Genomic DNA, 17,001 nt, shown 5'->3' with positions numbered 1-17,001 from the left:
TTCACTCCGGGGACACGGAAACGTGTTATCTACGGCTGCAGATAAGTCACCGCTAAAGCTGTTTCAAATGAAAGACGCCCCGGATCGTTCAAACATGACGAACCGGACAGGCAATGCGTGTCCGGTTATCATCAGCAGAAACAAAATTTGGAGCGACAACCAAAGCCAGTGCGCTCCAATGGTATTGGGAAAGCGTCAGGCTTCTTCGCCTTCGAACATCTGCACAGGCTGGCTCGGCATGATCGTCGAAATCGCATGCTTGTAGACAAGCTGCGAATGACCATCACGACGCAGAAGCACGCAGAAATTATCGAAGGACGTCACAATGCCGGTCAGTTTCACGCCATTGATAAGGAAAATCGTCAGCGAAATTTTCTGCTTGCGTACAGAATTCAGAAAAAGGTCTTGTAGATTTTGCGATCGTTCAGCCATTGTTTTTATTCCTTTAATCGATCAGCAGCCAGCTCGCGATGTGTTAAACGAACACGCGCATGCACATAAATCAAGGACCGGAGCGTGCAAAACCGGTACCTGACTGCAATTGCTGTGGAAAGACAACTGCTTCGCTATTCAGCTTCGGTTAACAGGATGGGAATCTTTGTGCAACCGTCAATTTCATTAGCGTGGTGGCAAATTCCAGCAGGGCCGATAATACAGCGACGGCGAATGCGCCACCAAGCTCTTCGCCTCACGGGAATTTGAAGCGGTAGAGGTGTCGCGCACCGTGCGTGAGCCTGCGTATCAGAAAAATTCCAGACTGACGCGGAACATCTGCTCCACATGCTTTACGGCGTCAGAGGTTGCGAAGATGACGACGCGGTCCTTCGGCTTGATACGGACATCGCCGTTCGGACGGATCACCTGTCCGTCACGGTAGATCGCACCGATTCGCAGACCTTCCGGCAAGTCGAGATCGCGCAACGGCGCGCCAACCAGCGAGGATGTTTCCAGAGCTTCGGCTTCGATCAGTTCGGCCATGTCGCGATAAACGCTATAGACCGCCCGGATGCGGCCTCGCCGGACATGCTGGAGAATTTTCGAAATCGTCACGGCCTTCGGGTTAATATAGGCGTCGATCCCAACCATGTGGGTGAAGTCCTGATAGGCAACCGTATTGAGCAGCGCCATGTTGGACTTGCAGCCCAGCCGCTTTGCCATGATGCTCGACAGGATATTGACCTGATCCTGATTGGTGAGCGCGACCATCAGGTCCGCGTCCTGAATGTCAGCTTCCTGAAGCAAGTTCTGGTCGAGCGCGCTGCCGTGCAGCACCATGGTGCGTTTGAGCTGGTCGGCGATGGCGAAGGCACGCTCGTGCTCGCTTTCGATCATCTTGACGCGCGTATGCCATTTGCGGTCCTCGATGGCCTTGGCCACGTACAAGCCGATATTGCCGCCGCCCGCGATAACGATGCGGCTGGCTTCCGGTTTCTCGTGGCCGAACAAGGAGAGCGTACGGCGCACCTGCTCGCGTGTCGTCACGACATAAGCGAGGTCGCCGGCATTCAGCTCGTCCGAAGATCGCGGGATGAAAAGGCTGTCATTGCGCACCACGCCGACGACGGTGGCCGCAAGATCGGGAAACAGATCGGTCAGCTGCTTCAGCGGCGTATTGATGACCGGGCATTCCTCCAGGCATTCGATGGCGAGGCCGATGATCTTGTCGTCGGCAAAACGCAGCACGTCCGTTGCGCCCTGCAAGGCGATGCGCCGCAGAACAACCTCACCCACTTCAAGCTCCGGCGAGATAATCACGTCGATCGGCAGGTTTTCGCGCAGGAAAAGATCCTGATATTCAGCCTTGAGATAGGACTGCGCGCGAATGCGGGCGATCTTGGTCGGCACGTTGAAGACCGAATGCGCCACCTGACAGGCCACCATGTTGACCTCGTCGGACAAGGTGACGGCAATGATCATATCCGCTTCATCGGCGCCAGCGGCGGCAAGCACGTCCGGTTGCGAACCGTGCCCGACAAAACCACGGACATCGAGCGTGTCGCGCACGATCTCGATATGACGGGCCGAGGTGTCGATGACGGAAACATCGTTCTCCTCGGCGGCAAGCCGCTCAGCGATGCCGTATCCGACCTGCCCTGCTCCGCAAACGATTACCCGCATGACACATCCGCCCGAGACACTTGACTATTTATACGCCGAGAGATTTCAGCTTGCGATGCAGAGCCGAGCGCTCCATGCCGACAAACTCCGCCGTGCGCGAAATATTGCCGCCGAACCGGTTGATCTGGGCGATCAGATATTCCTTCTCGAAACGCTCGCGCGCCTCGCGCAACGGAAGCGCCATGATGTGCTGGTCGGATTCCGTCGGTGCACGCGGCAGCGTGTCGCCGATTTCAGCCGGCAGGAGGTCGGCCGTCACTGGCGCCTCCGGATCATCGCCCCGCGCCAGAATCATCAGGCGCTCGACATTGTTGCGAAGCTGGCGAAGATTGCCCGGCCAGCTATGCGCCTGCAAAACCGCCATCGCATCGGAGCCGATCTTGCGCGGCTTGATGCCTGCCTGTTCGGCGATCTGCTTCATGAAGTATTCGACCAGTGACGGAATGTCCTCGCGCCGGGCGGCAAGCGGCGGCACCTGCACCGGAACCACCGAGAGGCGGTGAAACAGGTCTTCGCGGAACGTGCCTTCCGCAATCATGCCTTCGAGGTTCTGCGCCGTGGAGGAGATGATGCGCACATCCACCTTCACGCGCTTGGTGCCGCCCACGCGTTCAAACTGCTGGTCGACAAGCACACGCAAAATCTTGTTCTGCGTCTCGCGCGGCATGTCGGCGACTTCATCGAGATAGAGAATGCCGCCATGGGCCTCTTCCAGAGCCCCGACCTTGCGTTCGCCGCCGTCCATTTCGGTGCCGAAAAGCTCGATCTCCATGCGCTCCGGCGTGATGGTCGCGGCGTTGACGGTCACGAACGGCCCATTGGCGCGGCCCGACTGCGCGTGGATGGCGCGGGCGGCAAGTTCCTTGCCCGCGCCCGACGGTCCGGTAATCATGATGCGGCTGTTGGTCGGCGCGACGCGCTCGATGGTCTGGCGCAACTGGTTCATGGCCAGCGATGCACCGATCAATTCCAGATGGTCGCCGCTGCGCTTGCGCAGGTTCGAGACTTCGCGCTTCAGCTTCGAGGTTTCAAGCGCCCGTTCCGCGATGAGGATGAGGCGGTCCGCCTTGAAAGGCTTTTCGATGAAGTCGTAGGCGCCGCGACGGATCGCAGACACCGCCGTTTCGATATTGCCATGACCGGAGATCATCACCACCGGCAGTTCGGGATGCTGCTTCTTGATTTCATCGAGCAGCGCGAGGCCGTCCAGACGGCTGCCCTGCAGCCATATATCCAGAAAGACCAGCCGGGGAACGCGATCGTTGATTGCTGCGAGCGCGCTGTCCGCATCGAAGGCCGTGCGGGTTTCGTGGCCTTCATCGCTCAGAATGCCTGCAACAAGTTCCCGGATATCCGCTTCGTCATCAACCACAAGAATATCGGCAGCCATATCAAATCACCTGTCCAGCTATGTTCTTTTCGTCATTTCCCGCATCTGCTTCGATCTCACCGGCAGAACCGGCATTTACGCCAGCTTCATTGGTGGGCGCCTGCGGGAAGACCATACGTATCATTGCGCCCCGTCCTCCGTGGAAATCCGAAGGCGCATCATGCAATTCCAGATGCCCGCCATGATCCTCGACGATCTTGCGGACAATCGCGAGACCAAGGCCGGTGCCCTTCTCGCGCGTCGTCATATAAGGTTCGAGCAGCTTCTGGCGGTCGTCGCCCGGCAGGCCCTTGCCGTTGTCGATGACATCGACAAACAATTGTCCATCCGCCTGATAGGAACGGATGAGGATATGCCCGCCCTCGCCTTCCCTGGCGCGATCTTCCTTCGGAAGTCCGTCAATGGCTTCGCTGGCATTCTTGATCACATTGCCGAATGCCTGCCCGATCAGGCGGCTATCGAAGGAACCGACCAGCTTTTCCGAGCCAAAATCGTTCTGGAAACGAATATCGCTGCGGCTGACTTCGACCAGGAAGGAGGCTTCGCGCAATGCCTCGCGCATATCCATAAGCCGCATTTCCGGCTTCGGCATGCGGGCAAAGGCGGAGAATTCATCGACCATGCGCCCAATGTCGCCGACCTGACGGATGATCGTATCCGTGCACTGATCGAAAACCTCGCGATCCTCGGTGATGACCTTGCCGTAACGGCGGCGGATGCGTTCTGCGGAAAGCTGGATCGGGGTGAGCGGGTTCTTGATTTCATGCGCGATGCGGCGCGCGACATCCGCCCAGGCGGACGAACGCTGCGCCTGCACCAGATCAGTGATGTCATCCACAGTCACCACATAGGAATGATCTTCCGATTCCGTGTCCTCGACGGTTACCTGCACGTTGAACGTGCGCGCCACACCGCCTCGGGTCATGCTGACCTGCTCGCGATGCACCGCGCGCCCCGTCGAGCGGGCGACCTCAAAAGCCTGCCCGATCTCCGGCGCGATGCTTGTGAGGTTCTTGCCGACAGCATCTTCCGAGGTGACGCCGAACATATGTTCCGCCGAACGGTTCAGGATGGAGATGCAGCCATCGGTCTCGATCCCGATGACGCCGGCCGTCACGCCGGAAAGCACGGCTTCGGAGAAGCGGCGGCGCTCATCGATCTGGTCCTTGGCGGAAAGCAGCTCGTTGCGCTGGCTTTTCAGCTCCGCCACCATGTTGTTGAAAGTGCCGGATAACGCGCCCACGTCGCCATCCGATGTGCGCACCGGAACCGACACGTCGAGATTGCCCGCCGCCACATCGTCGGACGCGCCGATCAAAAGCCGGATCGGACGCACCAGCCGGTCGGCGACGGCAATACCGGTCCAGATAGCCGAAAGCAGCACAATCAGCGTCAGGCCGAAATAGAGCAGCGCAAATGCAATCTGCGTTGGAATGCGGTTCGCGTCCATTTCCTGGTAGCGCTGGGTATTGGCTTCCATCAGGCGCATGGCGTCGAGAATCTGAGGATCGACTGCGCGAACCGTGTAGAGATAGACATCAGGTATCTCGCGCATCTTGATGATTGCGCCGACGAAATTACTGTTGCCCGGCGGGATGATAACCGGCTTGCCATCCGGTGCCGTTTTCAACGCATCTTCGGTTGGCGGCGGCAGACGATCTTCAACTCCAGTATCGCTTTTGACGACGACATCGCCATTCTCACGCACAAGAAACGCACCGAGCAGAGCGCGGCCACGCGTCTGTAATGTCATCAGCTGGATGAAGCCGCCACGGTCAAGACTATAAATGGTGCGCTGCGCATCGAGATCCTGCAGCATCGAATAGGAGGTGCTTTGCAGGTTGAGCGCGGTTTCGCGGATATAGGCGGTGGTCAGGCTCTGCGATGAACTGACAATGTCGCGGGTGTTGGTATCGAACCAGCGGTCGAGACCGAGGTTGAGCGTGACGGACGCAACGATGGCAACCACGATGGCGGGCACCGCCGCGATAAGCGAAAACAGCGCCACAATACGGACATGCAGGCGCGAAGCCGCCTTCCCGAGCCGCCGGGCCATCACGATGCGGTAAACTTCGCGGCAGATCAGCAGGATGAGGAACAGAATCAGCGCGACATTGATGATGACCAATGCCAGCGTGACGGTCCTATCAGGCGTGATCGGTGTAATGCCGATCAAAATGGCAAAGGAAATCGAGGCGGTGACAAGCGCCGAAATGACCGTGATAATGCCCGGCAGGGCCAGAAGCCTGCGCCCCTCGCCGCTTTGCGATGATTGTTCCTCGCCGTTCATGTTCGCCGTCAGATTCGCCGTGTTCATATTAACCATGTTACCCAATAGCGTTGCATCTATGCAACGCATTGTGGCGAAAATGCAACGTTATTCTGTGCGCTCTGCTGGATCGGACTTTGACATGTCCGAAGCGAACCCGGAAAGTCGGCCCATCGACACTTTCAGGACTTCAATATGGTGCGATTTCGCTGCATAAGAGCGCGCGCCTATTCCGGGATTTCCGGGCTCTTCGAAACCGGGATGAGGGATTCTCCGACATGCAGGACAACACGCTGGGTTTCTACAATTCCAATGCGATCGACTATGCAGCCGACGGCGAAACGCCCAACCCGAAACTGTTTAGCTTTCTGAAGCGCTGCAAGCCAGCGGGACGAATCCTGGAACTGGGAACAGGTTCGGGCACCGATGCGAGTGCCATTCTCAACGCCGGATTTCAACTCGATGCGACGGATGGCTCCTCCGAACTGGCGGCAATCGCTGCAAAACGGCTGGGACAGCCCGTCCGCACGATGATGTTCGATGAGCTTTCCGCAGTCGAGGAATATGACGGGATTTACGCCTGCGCGTCGCTCACCCATGTGCCGAGAACCGAACTTGGTCCTATCATAAGACGCGTTCACAGTGCCTTGGTGAAAGGCGGGATCGTGTGGGCCAGCTTCAAGACCGGCACGGCTGAAGGCCACGACGCGCTTGGCCGCTATTACAACTATCTATCGCCGGAAGAATTGCGGGAATATTGGAGCGATAACGGTCAATGGTCCGGCATCGAAATTGAATGCTGGACCGGCAGCGCCTACGATAAACGTTCCACTGACTGGGCCGCAGTTATAGCGGTGCGATAATCGCGAAAGAACGGCGTCAGAAGTTGAGCCTGGCCATTGCGAGCGAGTCGACAAACTCACCGGCCCGGAAAGCATCTTTCCGGCGTATGCCTTCCGAAACAAAACCGAACTTTTCATAGAGGCGGATTGCAGGGGCATTGTCGACGTAAACGGTGAGTTCAAGCCGTTTCAGGTCGAGCCAGTTGTCGGCAATGTCGATCAGTTCGGCCATGAATGCCGTGCCGATGCCCTTCCCGACATGGTCGTCATGTATGCCCATGATGATTGCCGCGCTATGACCACGCCGTCCTGCGTGCCGGAGCAAGCCAGCGTTTCCGACAATCTCTTCATTGATCGTCGCAACCAGAATCGTGGCTTCCGGCCCGAGCGCTTCCAGCCACTTGCGTGTCGTCTCGAGGCGTTGAAACGGAGTGCGCAAGGTGCCGAAACGAAATCCCGGCATGTTCTGCAAATGGGTGAGTCCTTCCGCATCCGCAGCTTCCACTGCGCGAATGACGAGATTTTCAGGTCGCATTGTTTCTCCGGGATGTTCTCAATTCCTCATTAAATTCAGTTGGTCCACTGGCAAACATCCAGACACGCAGAGACCGGCTGGCGGTTCTTGTCACAGATACAGCCCTTTGTTGCAGCATATGATACGGTCGGCATATCCTGCCGATAGTATGAAGACATATGCGCAAGCGCGAAACCGGAAACCATCAGGCACAGTATTCGATACATCTGGAACTCCCGTGCACGGCAAGATCAGGCATTGTCCTTGCCGGCACGAGAATTCTCAACTCCAACAACTGCCTCATGATTATATGGAGGCACAGTCTTGCCGCCATCATGGCCTGTCAATGGCAATGCCGCCGGTGACGGCATTGCCATTATCGGTGGACCAACGTCCTTTTGTACTTATTTTTCAGGGCCGTAGGCGTCGAAATCAAAGTATTTGTCGTTGACTTCCTTGTACTTGCCGTTGGCACGGATGGCCTTGATCGCCTTGTTGAACTTTTCGACCAGTTCCGGGCGTCCCTTCTTCAAGGCAACGCCGACGCCAACACCATGGATGTTGTCATCGGGCGGATAGGTGCCGACCATCTTGCAGCAGGCGCCATCCGGCGTCTTCAGCCACTCGCTCAGCGTTACGCTGTCATCGTTGACGGCATCCAGACGGCCATTGGCCATGTCGAGGCGATATTCTTCCGCTGTCGGATAGGCCTTGATGGTGCTCTCGGTGAAGGCGTGTTCGGCATAATTCGCATGCGTCGTGGACACCTGAACGCCGATCGTCTTGCCTGCCAGATCTTCCTTGGTCACGCCCTTGATGTCGGTGTCCTTCGGCGCGGCAATGCCGGGTGGCGTGTTGTAGTATTTATCGGAAAAATCGACCTGTTTCTTGCGCTCTTCCGTGATCGACATGGAGGAAACATAAGCGTCGAACTTCCCGGCCTGAAGCGCGGGAATAGTGCCATCCCATTCCTGTGTGATGAATGTGCACTCGGCCTTCATCTCCTCGCAAAGCGCCCGTGCGATATCGACATCGAAGCCGGAAAGAGAGCCATCCGGATTGATGAAGTTGAACGGCGGATACGCGCCTTCCGTTCCGATAATCAGTTTCAGCGGTTCTTCGGCGCTTGCTGCGCCAATTGCAAAACCACCTGTCGTGGCCACGATCCCCACCATCGAAGCTGCCACAGTGATACGCTTTAAAACGCGCATTCCAGTTCCTCCCATTTCGTACCGGCTCGCTCCGGAATTGTTCTTCCGGTCCGGCCACTTGCAAAGGGGGAAGATTCACGCCGGCAATGCAAATTGCCGACTCGTCATAATTTCTCCCCCGTCGCTATCATTAGATGGTTCGGCGCGGCTTGCACACTGTCTTTTCGCTTGCGGCGCACCGGCCCTATAACGGTCGAACGCTTTCTATCCCTGGGATTTATCAATGCCGGTTTGCTGCCGATTGCCGGTTCGTTGCACAGCGGTGACTGCCAAAGGTCGCGAACACAATCGCCTGTTCACCAAACAGAAACGATTGAATTTCACCGTTGATAGGGCTTGAGCCTTCGGTGGGTACTATGAGCAACGCGGAAGCAAGGAGATGCCGACCTGTTGCGGCCTTTTGGGGCTTGGGGACTACTGCTCGGCAGACGAGCCTTGTTCGCCGCTGTTTTGCGGGCTTACGCCATAGTAATAGGGCGTTGCGAAAATGAAGCCCAGGATCACGGCAACGGCCAGAATAAAAAACAATAAGGACTTTCGCATTCAATTCTCCTGTTCACGAGAGACGAAACGAGCCTCCGGCGATCAAGTTCCGTCTCTCGACAAACAACTGTGACGCTCTATCTGCCGAAATCGAAACAGTGAGGGGATCGCCATGTCCAATCCGGAAGAGACAGAACCGACTGCGGATGGACTAAAAGAAGTTCTCCCGTCGAAATCGGCGGCAATACACGAGCTGATCCGGCGCGACGGAGAAAAGGAGATAAATCGCGAAGCGATGGCGCTGCTCTGGTCTGCCATTGCGGGCGGTATATCCATGAGCACTTCGATGATCGCTCGCGGCATTCTGGAGACCTATCTCCCCGATGGGGACCTGTTCTTCCTGATAAGTTCCGCAGGTTATACCGTCGGTTTCATAATCGTCATCATCGCCAATCAGCAACTATTCACCGAAAATACGATCACTCCGGTTCTGCCGTTCATGGTTGAACCTACTTTGTCCCACTTTCTGAAGATGATCAGGCTCTGGGGAATAGTCCTTTTCGGCAACCTGATCGGAGGCGCCATTGCGGCCTACGTTATGGCCTCGATGCCTATTTTTTCAGACGAGGTGACCAAGACCTTCATCGGCATGGGAAGGCACCTCATAGCCAACACCAGCAATGAGTTGTTCAGCAAGGGCATTATGTCGGGGTGGCTTATCGCGACGCTGGTCTGGATGCTCCACAGCACCAAACAGGGTCACATAGCGTTGATATTTCTCGTCACCTACCTCATTGCGATCGGCGATCTGACACACATCATCGTTGGCTCGATCGAGGTGTTGTTTCTGCTGATAATTGGAGAAGTTTCCCCATTTGACAGCCTCTTCAAGTTCGGCCTCCCCACCTTGTTGGGGAACGTCGTGGGCGGAACATTCATATTCGGGTTAATTTCACACGCGCAGGTACGCGCGGACGAATGATGAGAGTCCGAATATCTGGCGCGCGCTTGCCGGCAAACACAGTCAAGGCTTGCGCCCGATTCTCACCGGATTATCTGCTCAAAGCAGCATCGGCACCGAACTTCCCGATTCAAATGACCCGTAGTCGCTGCCAATTCTACCTGTAAACTATTGATTTTTATGGCGCACCCGACAGGATTCGAACCTGTGACCTCTGCCTTCGGAGGGCAGCACTCTATCCAGCTGAGCTACGGGTGCATAGCCGAAAGGCTCGAAGCCTTTGCATGCGCGTTTCTAACCGAACCGCGCATGTGCATCAATGGCTTATTTTGATTAAACGGCGCAAATCTTGTCGTAAATCATGCATCACGAACGCAAGCCCGGGGCCTCCTGCCCCGTCCGCTCGACATATTCCGTATAACCGCCGCCATATTGATGAATGCCGTCCGGCGTCAGTTCCAGAACGCGGTTCGACAAGGCACCGAGAAAATGCCGGTCGTGCGATACGAACAGCATCGTACCCTCATAGGCGGCAAGCGCCTTGATGAGCATTTCCTTGGTATCGAGATCAAGGTGGTTGGTCGGCTCGTCCAGAACAAGGAAGTTCGGCGGATCAAACAGCATTGCCGCCATGACCAGGCGGGCCTTTTCACCACCTGAAAGCACGCGGCATTTCTTTTCGATATCGTCGCCGGAAAATCCAAAACAACCGGCGAGTGCACGAAGCGGAGCCTGCCCAGCCTTCGGAAAGCGCTCTTCCAGCCATTCCAGTATGGTCGCGTCCCCGTCGAGCACGTCCATCGCATGCTGCGCGAAATAACCAAGCTTGACGCTGGCACCGATATTGACATTGCCTTTGTCCGGCTCGGCAGCGCCCGCGACCAGTTTCAGCAGCGTCGATTTTCCCGCACCGTTGACGCCCATGATGCACCAGCGTTCGCGGCGGCGAACCATGAAGTCGAAGCCGTCATAGATCGTGCGGCTTCCATAGGTCTTGTGCACACCCTTGAGGCTCACCACGTCCTCACCCGAACGCGGCGCCGGAGCGAAATCGAAGGCGACGGTCTGGCGACGGCGTGGCGGCTCCACGCGATCGATCTTCTCCAGTTTCTTCACGCGACTCTGGACCTGCGATGCATGGGAAGCACGCGCCTTGAAGCGCTCGATGAACTTGATTTCCTTGGCAAGCATCGCCTGCTGACGCTCGAACTGGGCTTGCTGCTGCTTTTCGTTCAGCGCCCTCTGCCCCTCATAGAAAGCATAGTCGCCGGAATAGGTGGTCAGCGAGCCGCCGTCGATTTCAATGATCTTGGTGACGATGCGGTTCATGAATTCGCGGTCGTGCGAGGTCATCAGCAGCGCGCCGTCGTAATTCTTCAGGAACGCTTCCAGCCAGATGAGGCTTTCGAGATCGAGATGGTTGCTCGGTTCGTCGAGCAGCATCACGTCCGGGCGCATCAGCAGGATGCGCGCCAGCGCAACGCGCATTTTCCAGCCGCCGGAAAGCTTGCCGACATCGCCATCCATCATTTCCTGCGTGAAGCTCAGGCCCGCCAGAACCTCGCGCGCGCGGCCGTCCAGACCATAGCCGTCCAGTTCCTCATAACGCGCCTGCACTTCACCGTAGCGCTCGATGATCGCATCCATCTCGTCCATGCGGTCCGGATCAACCATCGCAGCTTCAAGCTCGCGGAGTTCCGCTGCAACCACGCTGACCGGGCCAGCACCTTCCATGACTTCCGCCACGGCAGACCGTCCGCCCATTTCACCGACATTCTGGTCGAAATAGCCAACTGTCACGCCTTTTTCGACGGAAACCTGTCCTTCGTCGGGCTGTTCGTCACCCGTAATCATCCGGAACAATGTCGTCTTTCCCGCCCCGTTGGGACCGACAAGGCCGATCTTTTCGCCGCGGTTCAAAGCGGCGGATGCCTCGATATAGAGAATTCGATGGCTGTTGGACTTGCTGATATTGTCGATGCGGATCATGAAACGGAAGAACTTTGTGAGAGGGTGTGGAACGTAAGGCGGTCGCGTTGCGGCCTCCCTATGCCATGACGGCACGGGCAAGTCACCCCGCTTCGCGATTGTGAGCGTGACAGAATGTTCAGGGAATGTTGTGCAGCCACTGCTCGGTCGAGAATTTCTCGACCGCGAGCTTTTCCGCAGCCGCGTATTCCTCCGGCGTTATCGTGCTGCTGACGCCGCCATTGAGCGACACGAAGGTTTCCTTCATGCGCTTGATGACTTCCTCGCGCGGCAGGCCCGTCTGGCTGCGAACCGGATCGACGCGCTTGACGGCACTTGCGGTGCCCTTGTCGCTCAGCTTCTCACGCCCGATGCGCAGCACCTTCACCATTTTCTCGGCGTCCATGTCGTAGGCCATGGTTACATGGTGAAGGACCGTTCCCTTGGAAAAGCGCTTCTGCGCCGCGCCGCCGATCTTGCCTTTGGAACTCGAAATATCGTTGAGTGGCTTGTAGAAAGCGTCGATGCCAAGCGAATTGAGCGCTTTCAGCACCCAATCGTCCAGAAATGCATAGGAATCAGCAAAGCTCATATCGCGAACGAGTTCGCCCGGCGCATAAAGCGAATAGGTGATGGTGCTGCCAGGTTCCACGAACATGGCCCCGCCGCCGGTCACGCGGCGGACGGTCTCGACGCCGAATTCGCGTGTTGCCTCCATATCGACTTCGTTGCGCAGCGACTGGAACGCGCCGATGATGATGGCGGGGCGCTCCCATTCCCAGAAGCGGAGTGTAGGCGCGCGACGCCCCGCGGCGACTTCCTGTGCCAGGACTTCATCCAATGCGAGATGCATGGCGGGCGAAACCGCAGGCATTTCAACGATCTGCCACTCGAAATCCCGCCATGTGCGCGCAACGCCCAGTGCTCGCCTGACGGCAATCGCCACCGCTTCGGGGCTGAAACCCAGCATCATGGCATCCGGGCGGAGGCCCGCCCTCACCGCGTCTGCGATCTGCTCCGACGATGCATCGACTGAAAGGCCCTCGAGGGCATTGCAGATTTCCTGCAGTGCCTCGTCCGGCTCAAGGAAGAAATCTCCCGCAACCTGCACATCGCTCAGGCGTCCGTCGCGGACATCCAGATCGACAACGACAAGTTTTCCACCGTGGACTTTATATTCGCCATGCATGCGGGCAGCCTCCGAAGAGTGAAGGTGAGGTTTCACTCTCATTTCATGAAACCTGCGGGAAAGGAAGCTCGTTCGGAGCAAAAGAGCAGGACTATATTCCAGCTTCAGATGGCGCGGAACGTTGAACAAGCGATGTCTGGTGCGCCTCTTTCGTTTTGTGGCCGACATAAAACCCGACGGCGATCATGCCCGCCAGAACGACGATGATAGATGTGAAACGAAAAGGCAGTCGGTGCATTTCAGAACCTCATTCTTGCCGCAGCAAACCAGAGCGGAAAATGTTTGTCGACCCCGCCTCATGGAATTCTTAACCACCCGGCAAAATTCCCATTGGACACAGCACATTCATCCTCTGTTCAAGATACCGGAACTAAAGCATATTTCACCGATATCAGAGGGACACATCATGATACCTGCACTCAAGACGACCATTGCTTCAATATGCCTTGGCGGCCTGGTAACCGTCCTCGCCCCGCTCGTTGCGCCGGCATCGGCAGCACAACTGCAGCGTTGCGCAAGCGAGAACGGAATTTGCCAGCTGCCCTACCCGGCCGAAGTGGTTTACGGCACTGGCGGACGGAATACCTCGCGCTTCATCGACCGCCCGCAGGTCAACTGCTCCAACCGGGTTTTCGGCGATCCCGCGCCGGGCCAGAAGAAGAGCTGCTCCTTCGTCGTTCAGGATCGCTGGGACAGGCCAGATCGTCCGGGCCGTCCTGATCGCCGCGATCGTCCGGGCCGGTATGACCCGTATGACCGCTACGAAGATCGCGACCGTGACCGTGACTGGAGCCGTTGCGCGAAGGAAGGCGGTTTCTGTGATTTTTACGGGCGCAAGCGCGTCCGCTACGGCGCTGAGGGCCGGTTCACGGAAGGCGTCTTCCGGAATGGCGTTCGCTGCGACAATCGCGCCTTCGGCGATCCGGCACGCGGCAAGGCCAAGGCCTGCTACATTCTCGACTAAGAACCCAGCCATGAGCATCCAAAAGCCCGGAACGAACAGTCCGGGCTTTTTTTAGTTAAAGCAGAATCTCGAATATACTTCTAACTTGTTGTTTTCTTATATTCTTCTGCAAATTCATCGGCTGAAACACAAAAAGGCGGCGACCGCTCAGGTCGCCGCCCCTGTCGCTAGAAACATGGACTGGAGGTCATCATAGTTCTACGACAATGCTTGTGCCGTTGGCGGCACTATCAGCCAGCCTGTCAGAACGAGCGCTGGAAACGGATTTTGCCCTGCCAGGCGTCCTTGCCGTCCATGCTGGTGTTCTTGTCCTGCCACTTGGTGTAGGAAACTTCAGGCGTAATGGTGAAGCCAGGAACCAGCTGGTAGGCGACGTTGGCGGTTGCGGCGAAGGTTTCGCTGTCGTCGTAAGCGGCCTGTACGTTGAAGGTCGCCTTGCTCGTCGCCTTGAACGCTGCACCACCCCAGACTGCCCAGTCACCGCCCCACGTGCCGTAGAACGAGTCGACGATACGCACGCGATAACCACCCGACGTGCCGTAATGATCGTCGTTGGACTTATAGGCGCCCTGCAGCCAGACCGAGAACTGATCGGTGATGTTGACATCGCCGCGGACCTTTCCGGCCCATTCCTCATTGCGGGCGTCATAGGCTACGACGCCTGCGATCTTGCCCCAGCTCTGCTCGTATTTGAGACCGCCAACCACATGGGGCATGTAGTCCTTGATGGTGACGTCCACGTTGGAGTCGGAATTGCCGCCTTCTTCGAGCGAGACGATGGCCGAGAAGCCGTTTCCGCCCTTGAAGGTGTAGCTGATGAGGTTGGTGCGATAACCGCCGGCGAGGATCACGTCGTCGCTGATGACGTTGCCCAGATAGCCGGTGAAGGTAACGAATGCCGATTCATCCAGACCGACACGCAGGCCGCCAAGCTGGATATAGGCATAACGCAGCGAGGTGCTGGTGGAGCCGCCATTGTAGTTGTCGGCCTTGCCGTTTCCGTCGCCGTTCCAGTCATAGCGCAGTTCGCTATAGGTCTTGAGCGTGCCGAGTTCCGTTTCCGAAGCGGTGGAGAAACGCAGGCTGACGCGGGCCAGCTTGTTCCAGGTGTCGCGCTCCAGCTGTGCCGGGGTGCGAGCATAGTTGTTGTCGCCGCCGCTTGCATCATAGCGAACATAGCCATGAATGCGCAGACAGGTTTCCGTTCCCGGAATGTAGAAATAGCCAGCGCCGTATGCATCGCATACGCGGACATATTCGACTGCTTCGGGTTCAGGCGCCACGATTGCATCGGCTGCCTGCGCGCCGGAAATCGCTACGAGCGATGCAGCCGAACCAAGAAGAATTTTTCTGATAGTCATAAAATGCGTCTCCAGTGGAAGAGTTAGACGCCACCGCTATATTTATTCACCATAATTTGATCAATGTTTATTCGATGTAAGTTTTGTGAATTATTTATATGTGATATAAAAACTACTTCATATAATATTATATATACTTCATCTATTCAGAAATAGACAAAATAATGCTCTTCATCGCCGCAACACGCAACGAATCCACCATTCCAGCGATTTTGTTAGTCTGCCCCTTAATGCCCGTCCGATCCGCTCAACAAGCGGCCGCCCTCGCCTAACCGGCGACGGTGAAGGTTTTATAACAGCATGAAGAAATATACGTCGTAACGCCGAAAATGGCCGTTGTCGCGCCCATGCGCGAAAACCGCGACTCGTCAATTCAACTGTCAAAAATGTTGATTCGTCATTGCGGACCTGACGAAGTGATTTTCCTCGGTCATTCTCCCCTCCGATAAAGAAAACAAACGGAACAGGGATAATGCAATGGTCTTATTCTCTATTGTCATAGGCGTTCTCACGTCTGCGGTGGTGATTGCAGCGTGCATTATGCTTTGGAGATATGAACGTCCCTGAGACCGATGAAGTTTGACGCGCTGCCGCCGCCTTTCGACAGAAAACTGACGTAAGCCCGACAGAAAATTCACACGATCTTCACAAACGCAGGATCATGCTCGGGAAAACTGAGCAAGAATTGGTGCTGTCGTGTTTTCTGATACCGTGAACAATTATTGGCGTGACACCTTTCGTGGTGAAGGCGTCGTGTTTGAAGACAAACACTTTTCGATCGCCACCACGCCGGCGCTCGAGATCGAAGCCGATGGCGCCATTCTTGAGATGGCGGATAGAACGCTGGTCGTTCTGCGCGAAGCGCTGGCCAGGCAGTTGCTTTCGGACACCCCGTCAAGCGCACCGGAATTTCACCACCGCCTTGATAGGGCTGGCATTAGATGCCACGGGGCCGACCACCTGTTCTATTTTCCCGAGGCGGAGCTGAAAAACATCGCCGAAATGGATGTTTCTCCCGATATACGTCTGCTTACGGAAGAAGACGCCGCGCTCTTCAACGCATTCTGCGATAAGGCTACCGAGGATGATCTCGACGCCGCGTCTGTGGAACTTGATCACTGGCTTGTCGCTGGCGCATTCGAGAACGGCGAGCTTGTCAGCGCTGCAAGCATGTATCCATGGGATGACGCGAAACTCGCGGATACGGGCGTGCTGACCTTGCCTCATGCAAGAGGCAAAGGATATGCATCCAGATTGTTCCGTGGGATCAGCCATTTTGCGATCGAGCGGGGCTTTGAACCGCAGTATCGATGCCAGCTGGATAATTTGCCGTCAGTTGCGCTCGCCAAAACCTGCGGCCTCGTTGAGTTCGGCAAATGGGATGTCATCCTGTCGCGATAGACCATCCGCGCCGGTTTCCGATAAACTCGCAATCGATCAAGCCGGACTTTCCGGCTTTTTTCGTGCGCGCTCCCGGCAAGCGCGGCGAGCCGGATCACTCGGTGTGGGAGTAAGGAAATGGTGGGCGTGACAGGGATTGAACCTGTGACCCCTCCCGTGTGAAGGGAGTGCTCTCCCGCTGAGCTACACGCCCGATGAGCAGTGCTCAATCAAGGTGGTGCGGATATACTGGCCTGCGCCTGCATAAGTCAAGCGTCTCGCATGCCACTTCCCAAAGAGATTTTATCTTCTCCCGTCTGTTCCGAGCGACAAACGAAAACGGCAACCATT

General features: G+C 56.7%; 14 protein-coding genes, 2 tRNA genes and 1 pseudogene. 4 read left to right on the top strand and 13 right to left on the bottom strand.

Going from position 1 to position 17,001, the window contains the following annotated elements; all coding sequences use genetic code 11:
• Window positions 1–195: 195 nt before the first annotated feature.
• The 5 genes and pseudogenes from hfq to OINT_RS05340 all read right to left on the bottom strand — a co-directional run bounded on the left by hfq (window position 196) and on the right by OINT_RS05340 (window position 5,867).
• Complete coding sequence (gene hfq / locus OINT_RS05355; RefSeq protein WP_002964239.1) at window positions 196–432, bottom strand: RNA chaperone Hfq; 237 nt, start codon at window positions 430–432, stop codon at window positions 196–198.
• 5 nt (window positions 433–437) lie between these two features.
• A pseudogene (locus OINT_RS24055) lies at window positions 438–668 on the bottom strand (hypothetical protein).
• A 73-nt stretch (window positions 669–741) separates the two neighbouring features.
• Complete coding sequence (gene trkA, locus OINT_RS05350) at window positions 742–2,118, bottom strand: Trk system potassium transporter TrkA (RefSeq protein ID WP_006466760.1); 1,377 nt, start codon at window positions 2,116–2,118, stop codon at window positions 742–744.
• Window positions 2,119–2,146: 28 nt separating this feature from the next.
• Window positions 2,147–3,508, bottom strand: a complete 1,362-nt coding sequence (gene ntrX / locus OINT_RS05345; RefSeq protein ID WP_006466759.1) for a nitrogen assimilation response regulator NtrX — start codon at window positions 3,506–3,508, stop codon at window positions 2,147–2,149.
• 1 nt (window position 3,509) lies between these two features.
• A complete protein-coding gene (locus tag OINT_RS05340) occupies window positions 3,510–5,867 on the bottom strand; it encodes a sensor histidine kinase NtrY-like (protein ID WP_006466758.1) in 2,358 nt (785 codons plus the stop codon).
• A 188-nt stretch (window positions 5,868–6,055) separates the two neighbouring features.
• Between OINT_RS05340 and OINT_RS05335 the strand changes: the two genes are divergently transcribed.
• Window positions 6,056–6,640, top strand: coding sequence for a class I SAM-dependent methyltransferase (locus OINT_RS05335; protein ID WP_022568863.1), 585 nt, complete (start codon window positions 6,056–6,058; stop codon window positions 6,638–6,640).
• Between the two features lie 16 nt (window positions 6,641–6,656).
• Here the strand turns inward: OINT_RS05335 and OINT_RS05330 are convergent, their stop codons facing one another.
• The 3 genes from OINT_RS05330 to OINT_RS24285 form a co-directional block, all read right to left on the bottom strand.
• On the bottom strand, window positions 6,657–7,154 hold the full coding sequence (locus OINT_RS05330) for a GNAT family N-acetyltransferase (RefSeq protein ID WP_006466756.1): 498 nt from the start codon (window positions 7,152–7,154) through the stop codon (window positions 6,657–6,659).
• A gap of 383 nt (window positions 7,155–7,537) precedes the next feature.
• Window positions 7,538–8,344 carry an ABC transporter substrate-binding protein gene (locus OINT_RS05325; RefSeq protein WP_404990467.1) on the bottom strand — a complete coding sequence of 269 codons (807 nt, stop codon included), beginning with the start codon at window positions 8,342–8,344 and terminating at the stop codon, window positions 7,538–7,540.
• A 414-nt stretch (window positions 8,345–8,758) separates the two neighbouring features.
• Window positions 8,759–8,887, bottom strand: a complete 129-nt coding sequence (locus tag OINT_RS24285) for a hypothetical protein (protein ID WP_022568865.1) — start codon at window positions 8,885–8,887, stop codon at window positions 8,759–8,761.
• Window positions 8,888–8,999: 112 nt separating this feature from the next.
• Here OINT_RS24285 and OINT_RS05320 point away from each other — a divergent pair, with 112 nt between their 5' ends.
• The gene (locus OINT_RS05320; RefSeq protein ID WP_006466753.1) at window positions 9,000–9,809 is read left to right on the top strand and encodes a formate/nitrite transporter family protein; all 810 of its coding nucleotides are present in this window, start codon (window positions 9,000–9,002) and stop codon (window positions 9,807–9,809) included.
• Window positions 9,810–9,969: 160 nt separating this feature from the next.
• On the opposite strand, the gene OINT_RS05315 is transcribed toward OINT_RS05320, so the two are convergent.
• The 3 genes from OINT_RS05315 to OINT_RS05305 all read right to left on the bottom strand — a co-directional run bounded on the left by OINT_RS05315 (window position 9,970) and on the right by OINT_RS05305 (window position 12,945).
• Window positions 9,970–10,046 (bottom strand) — tRNA-Arg (locus tag OINT_RS05315).
• 108 nt (window positions 10,047–10,154) lie between these two features.
• Complete coding sequence (locus tag OINT_RS05310; RefSeq protein ID WP_006472737.1) at window positions 10,155–11,777, bottom strand: ABC-F family ATP-binding cassette domain-containing protein; 1,623 nt, start codon at window positions 11,775–11,777, stop codon at window positions 10,155–10,157.
• Between the two features lie 118 nt (window positions 11,778–11,895).
• Window positions 11,896–12,945, bottom strand: a complete 1,050-nt coding sequence (locus OINT_RS05305; protein ID WP_039852562.1) for a lipoyl protein ligase domain-containing protein — start codon at window positions 12,943–12,945, stop codon at window positions 11,896–11,898.
• Window positions 12,946–13,351: 406 nt separating this feature from the next.
• Here OINT_RS05305 and OINT_RS05300 point away from each other — a divergent pair, with 406 nt between their 5' ends.
• The gene (locus OINT_RS05300) at window positions 13,352–13,909 is read left to right on the top strand and encodes a hypothetical protein (protein WP_022568869.1); all 558 of its coding nucleotides are present in this window, start codon (window positions 13,352–13,354) and stop codon (window positions 13,907–13,909) included.
• Between the two features lie 242 nt (window positions 13,910–14,151).
• On the opposite strand, the gene OINT_RS05295 is transcribed toward OINT_RS05300, so the two are convergent.
• Window positions 14,152–15,270 (bottom strand): porin, encoded by a 1,119-nt coding sequence (locus OINT_RS05295; RefSeq protein ID WP_006466749.1) that lies wholly within the window; start codon window positions 15,268–15,270, stop codon window positions 14,152–14,154.
• A gap of 696 nt (window positions 15,271–15,966) precedes the next feature.
• Here OINT_RS05295 and OINT_RS05290 point away from each other — a divergent pair.
• The gene (locus OINT_RS05290) at window positions 15,967–16,671 is read left to right on the top strand and encodes a GNAT family N-acetyltransferase (RefSeq protein WP_006466748.1); all 705 of its coding nucleotides are present in this window, start codon (window positions 15,967–15,969) and stop codon (window positions 16,669–16,671) included.
• A gap of 118 nt (window positions 16,672–16,789) precedes the next feature.
• On the opposite strand, the gene OINT_RS05285 is transcribed toward OINT_RS05290, so the two are convergent.
• A tRNA-Val gene (locus OINT_RS05285) sits at window positions 16,790–16,864 on the bottom strand.
• Window positions 16,865–17,001: the final 137 nt, after the last annotated feature.

It is taken from the genome of Brucella intermedia LMG 3301, from assembly GCF_000182645.1.
Lineage (GTDB): Bacteria > Pseudomonadota > Alphaproteobacteria > Rhizobiales > Rhizobiaceae > Brucella > Brucella intermedia.
The sequence above is the reverse complement of the archived record's forward strand: the minus strand, read 5'-3'. Positions and strand labels throughout refer to the sequence as shown.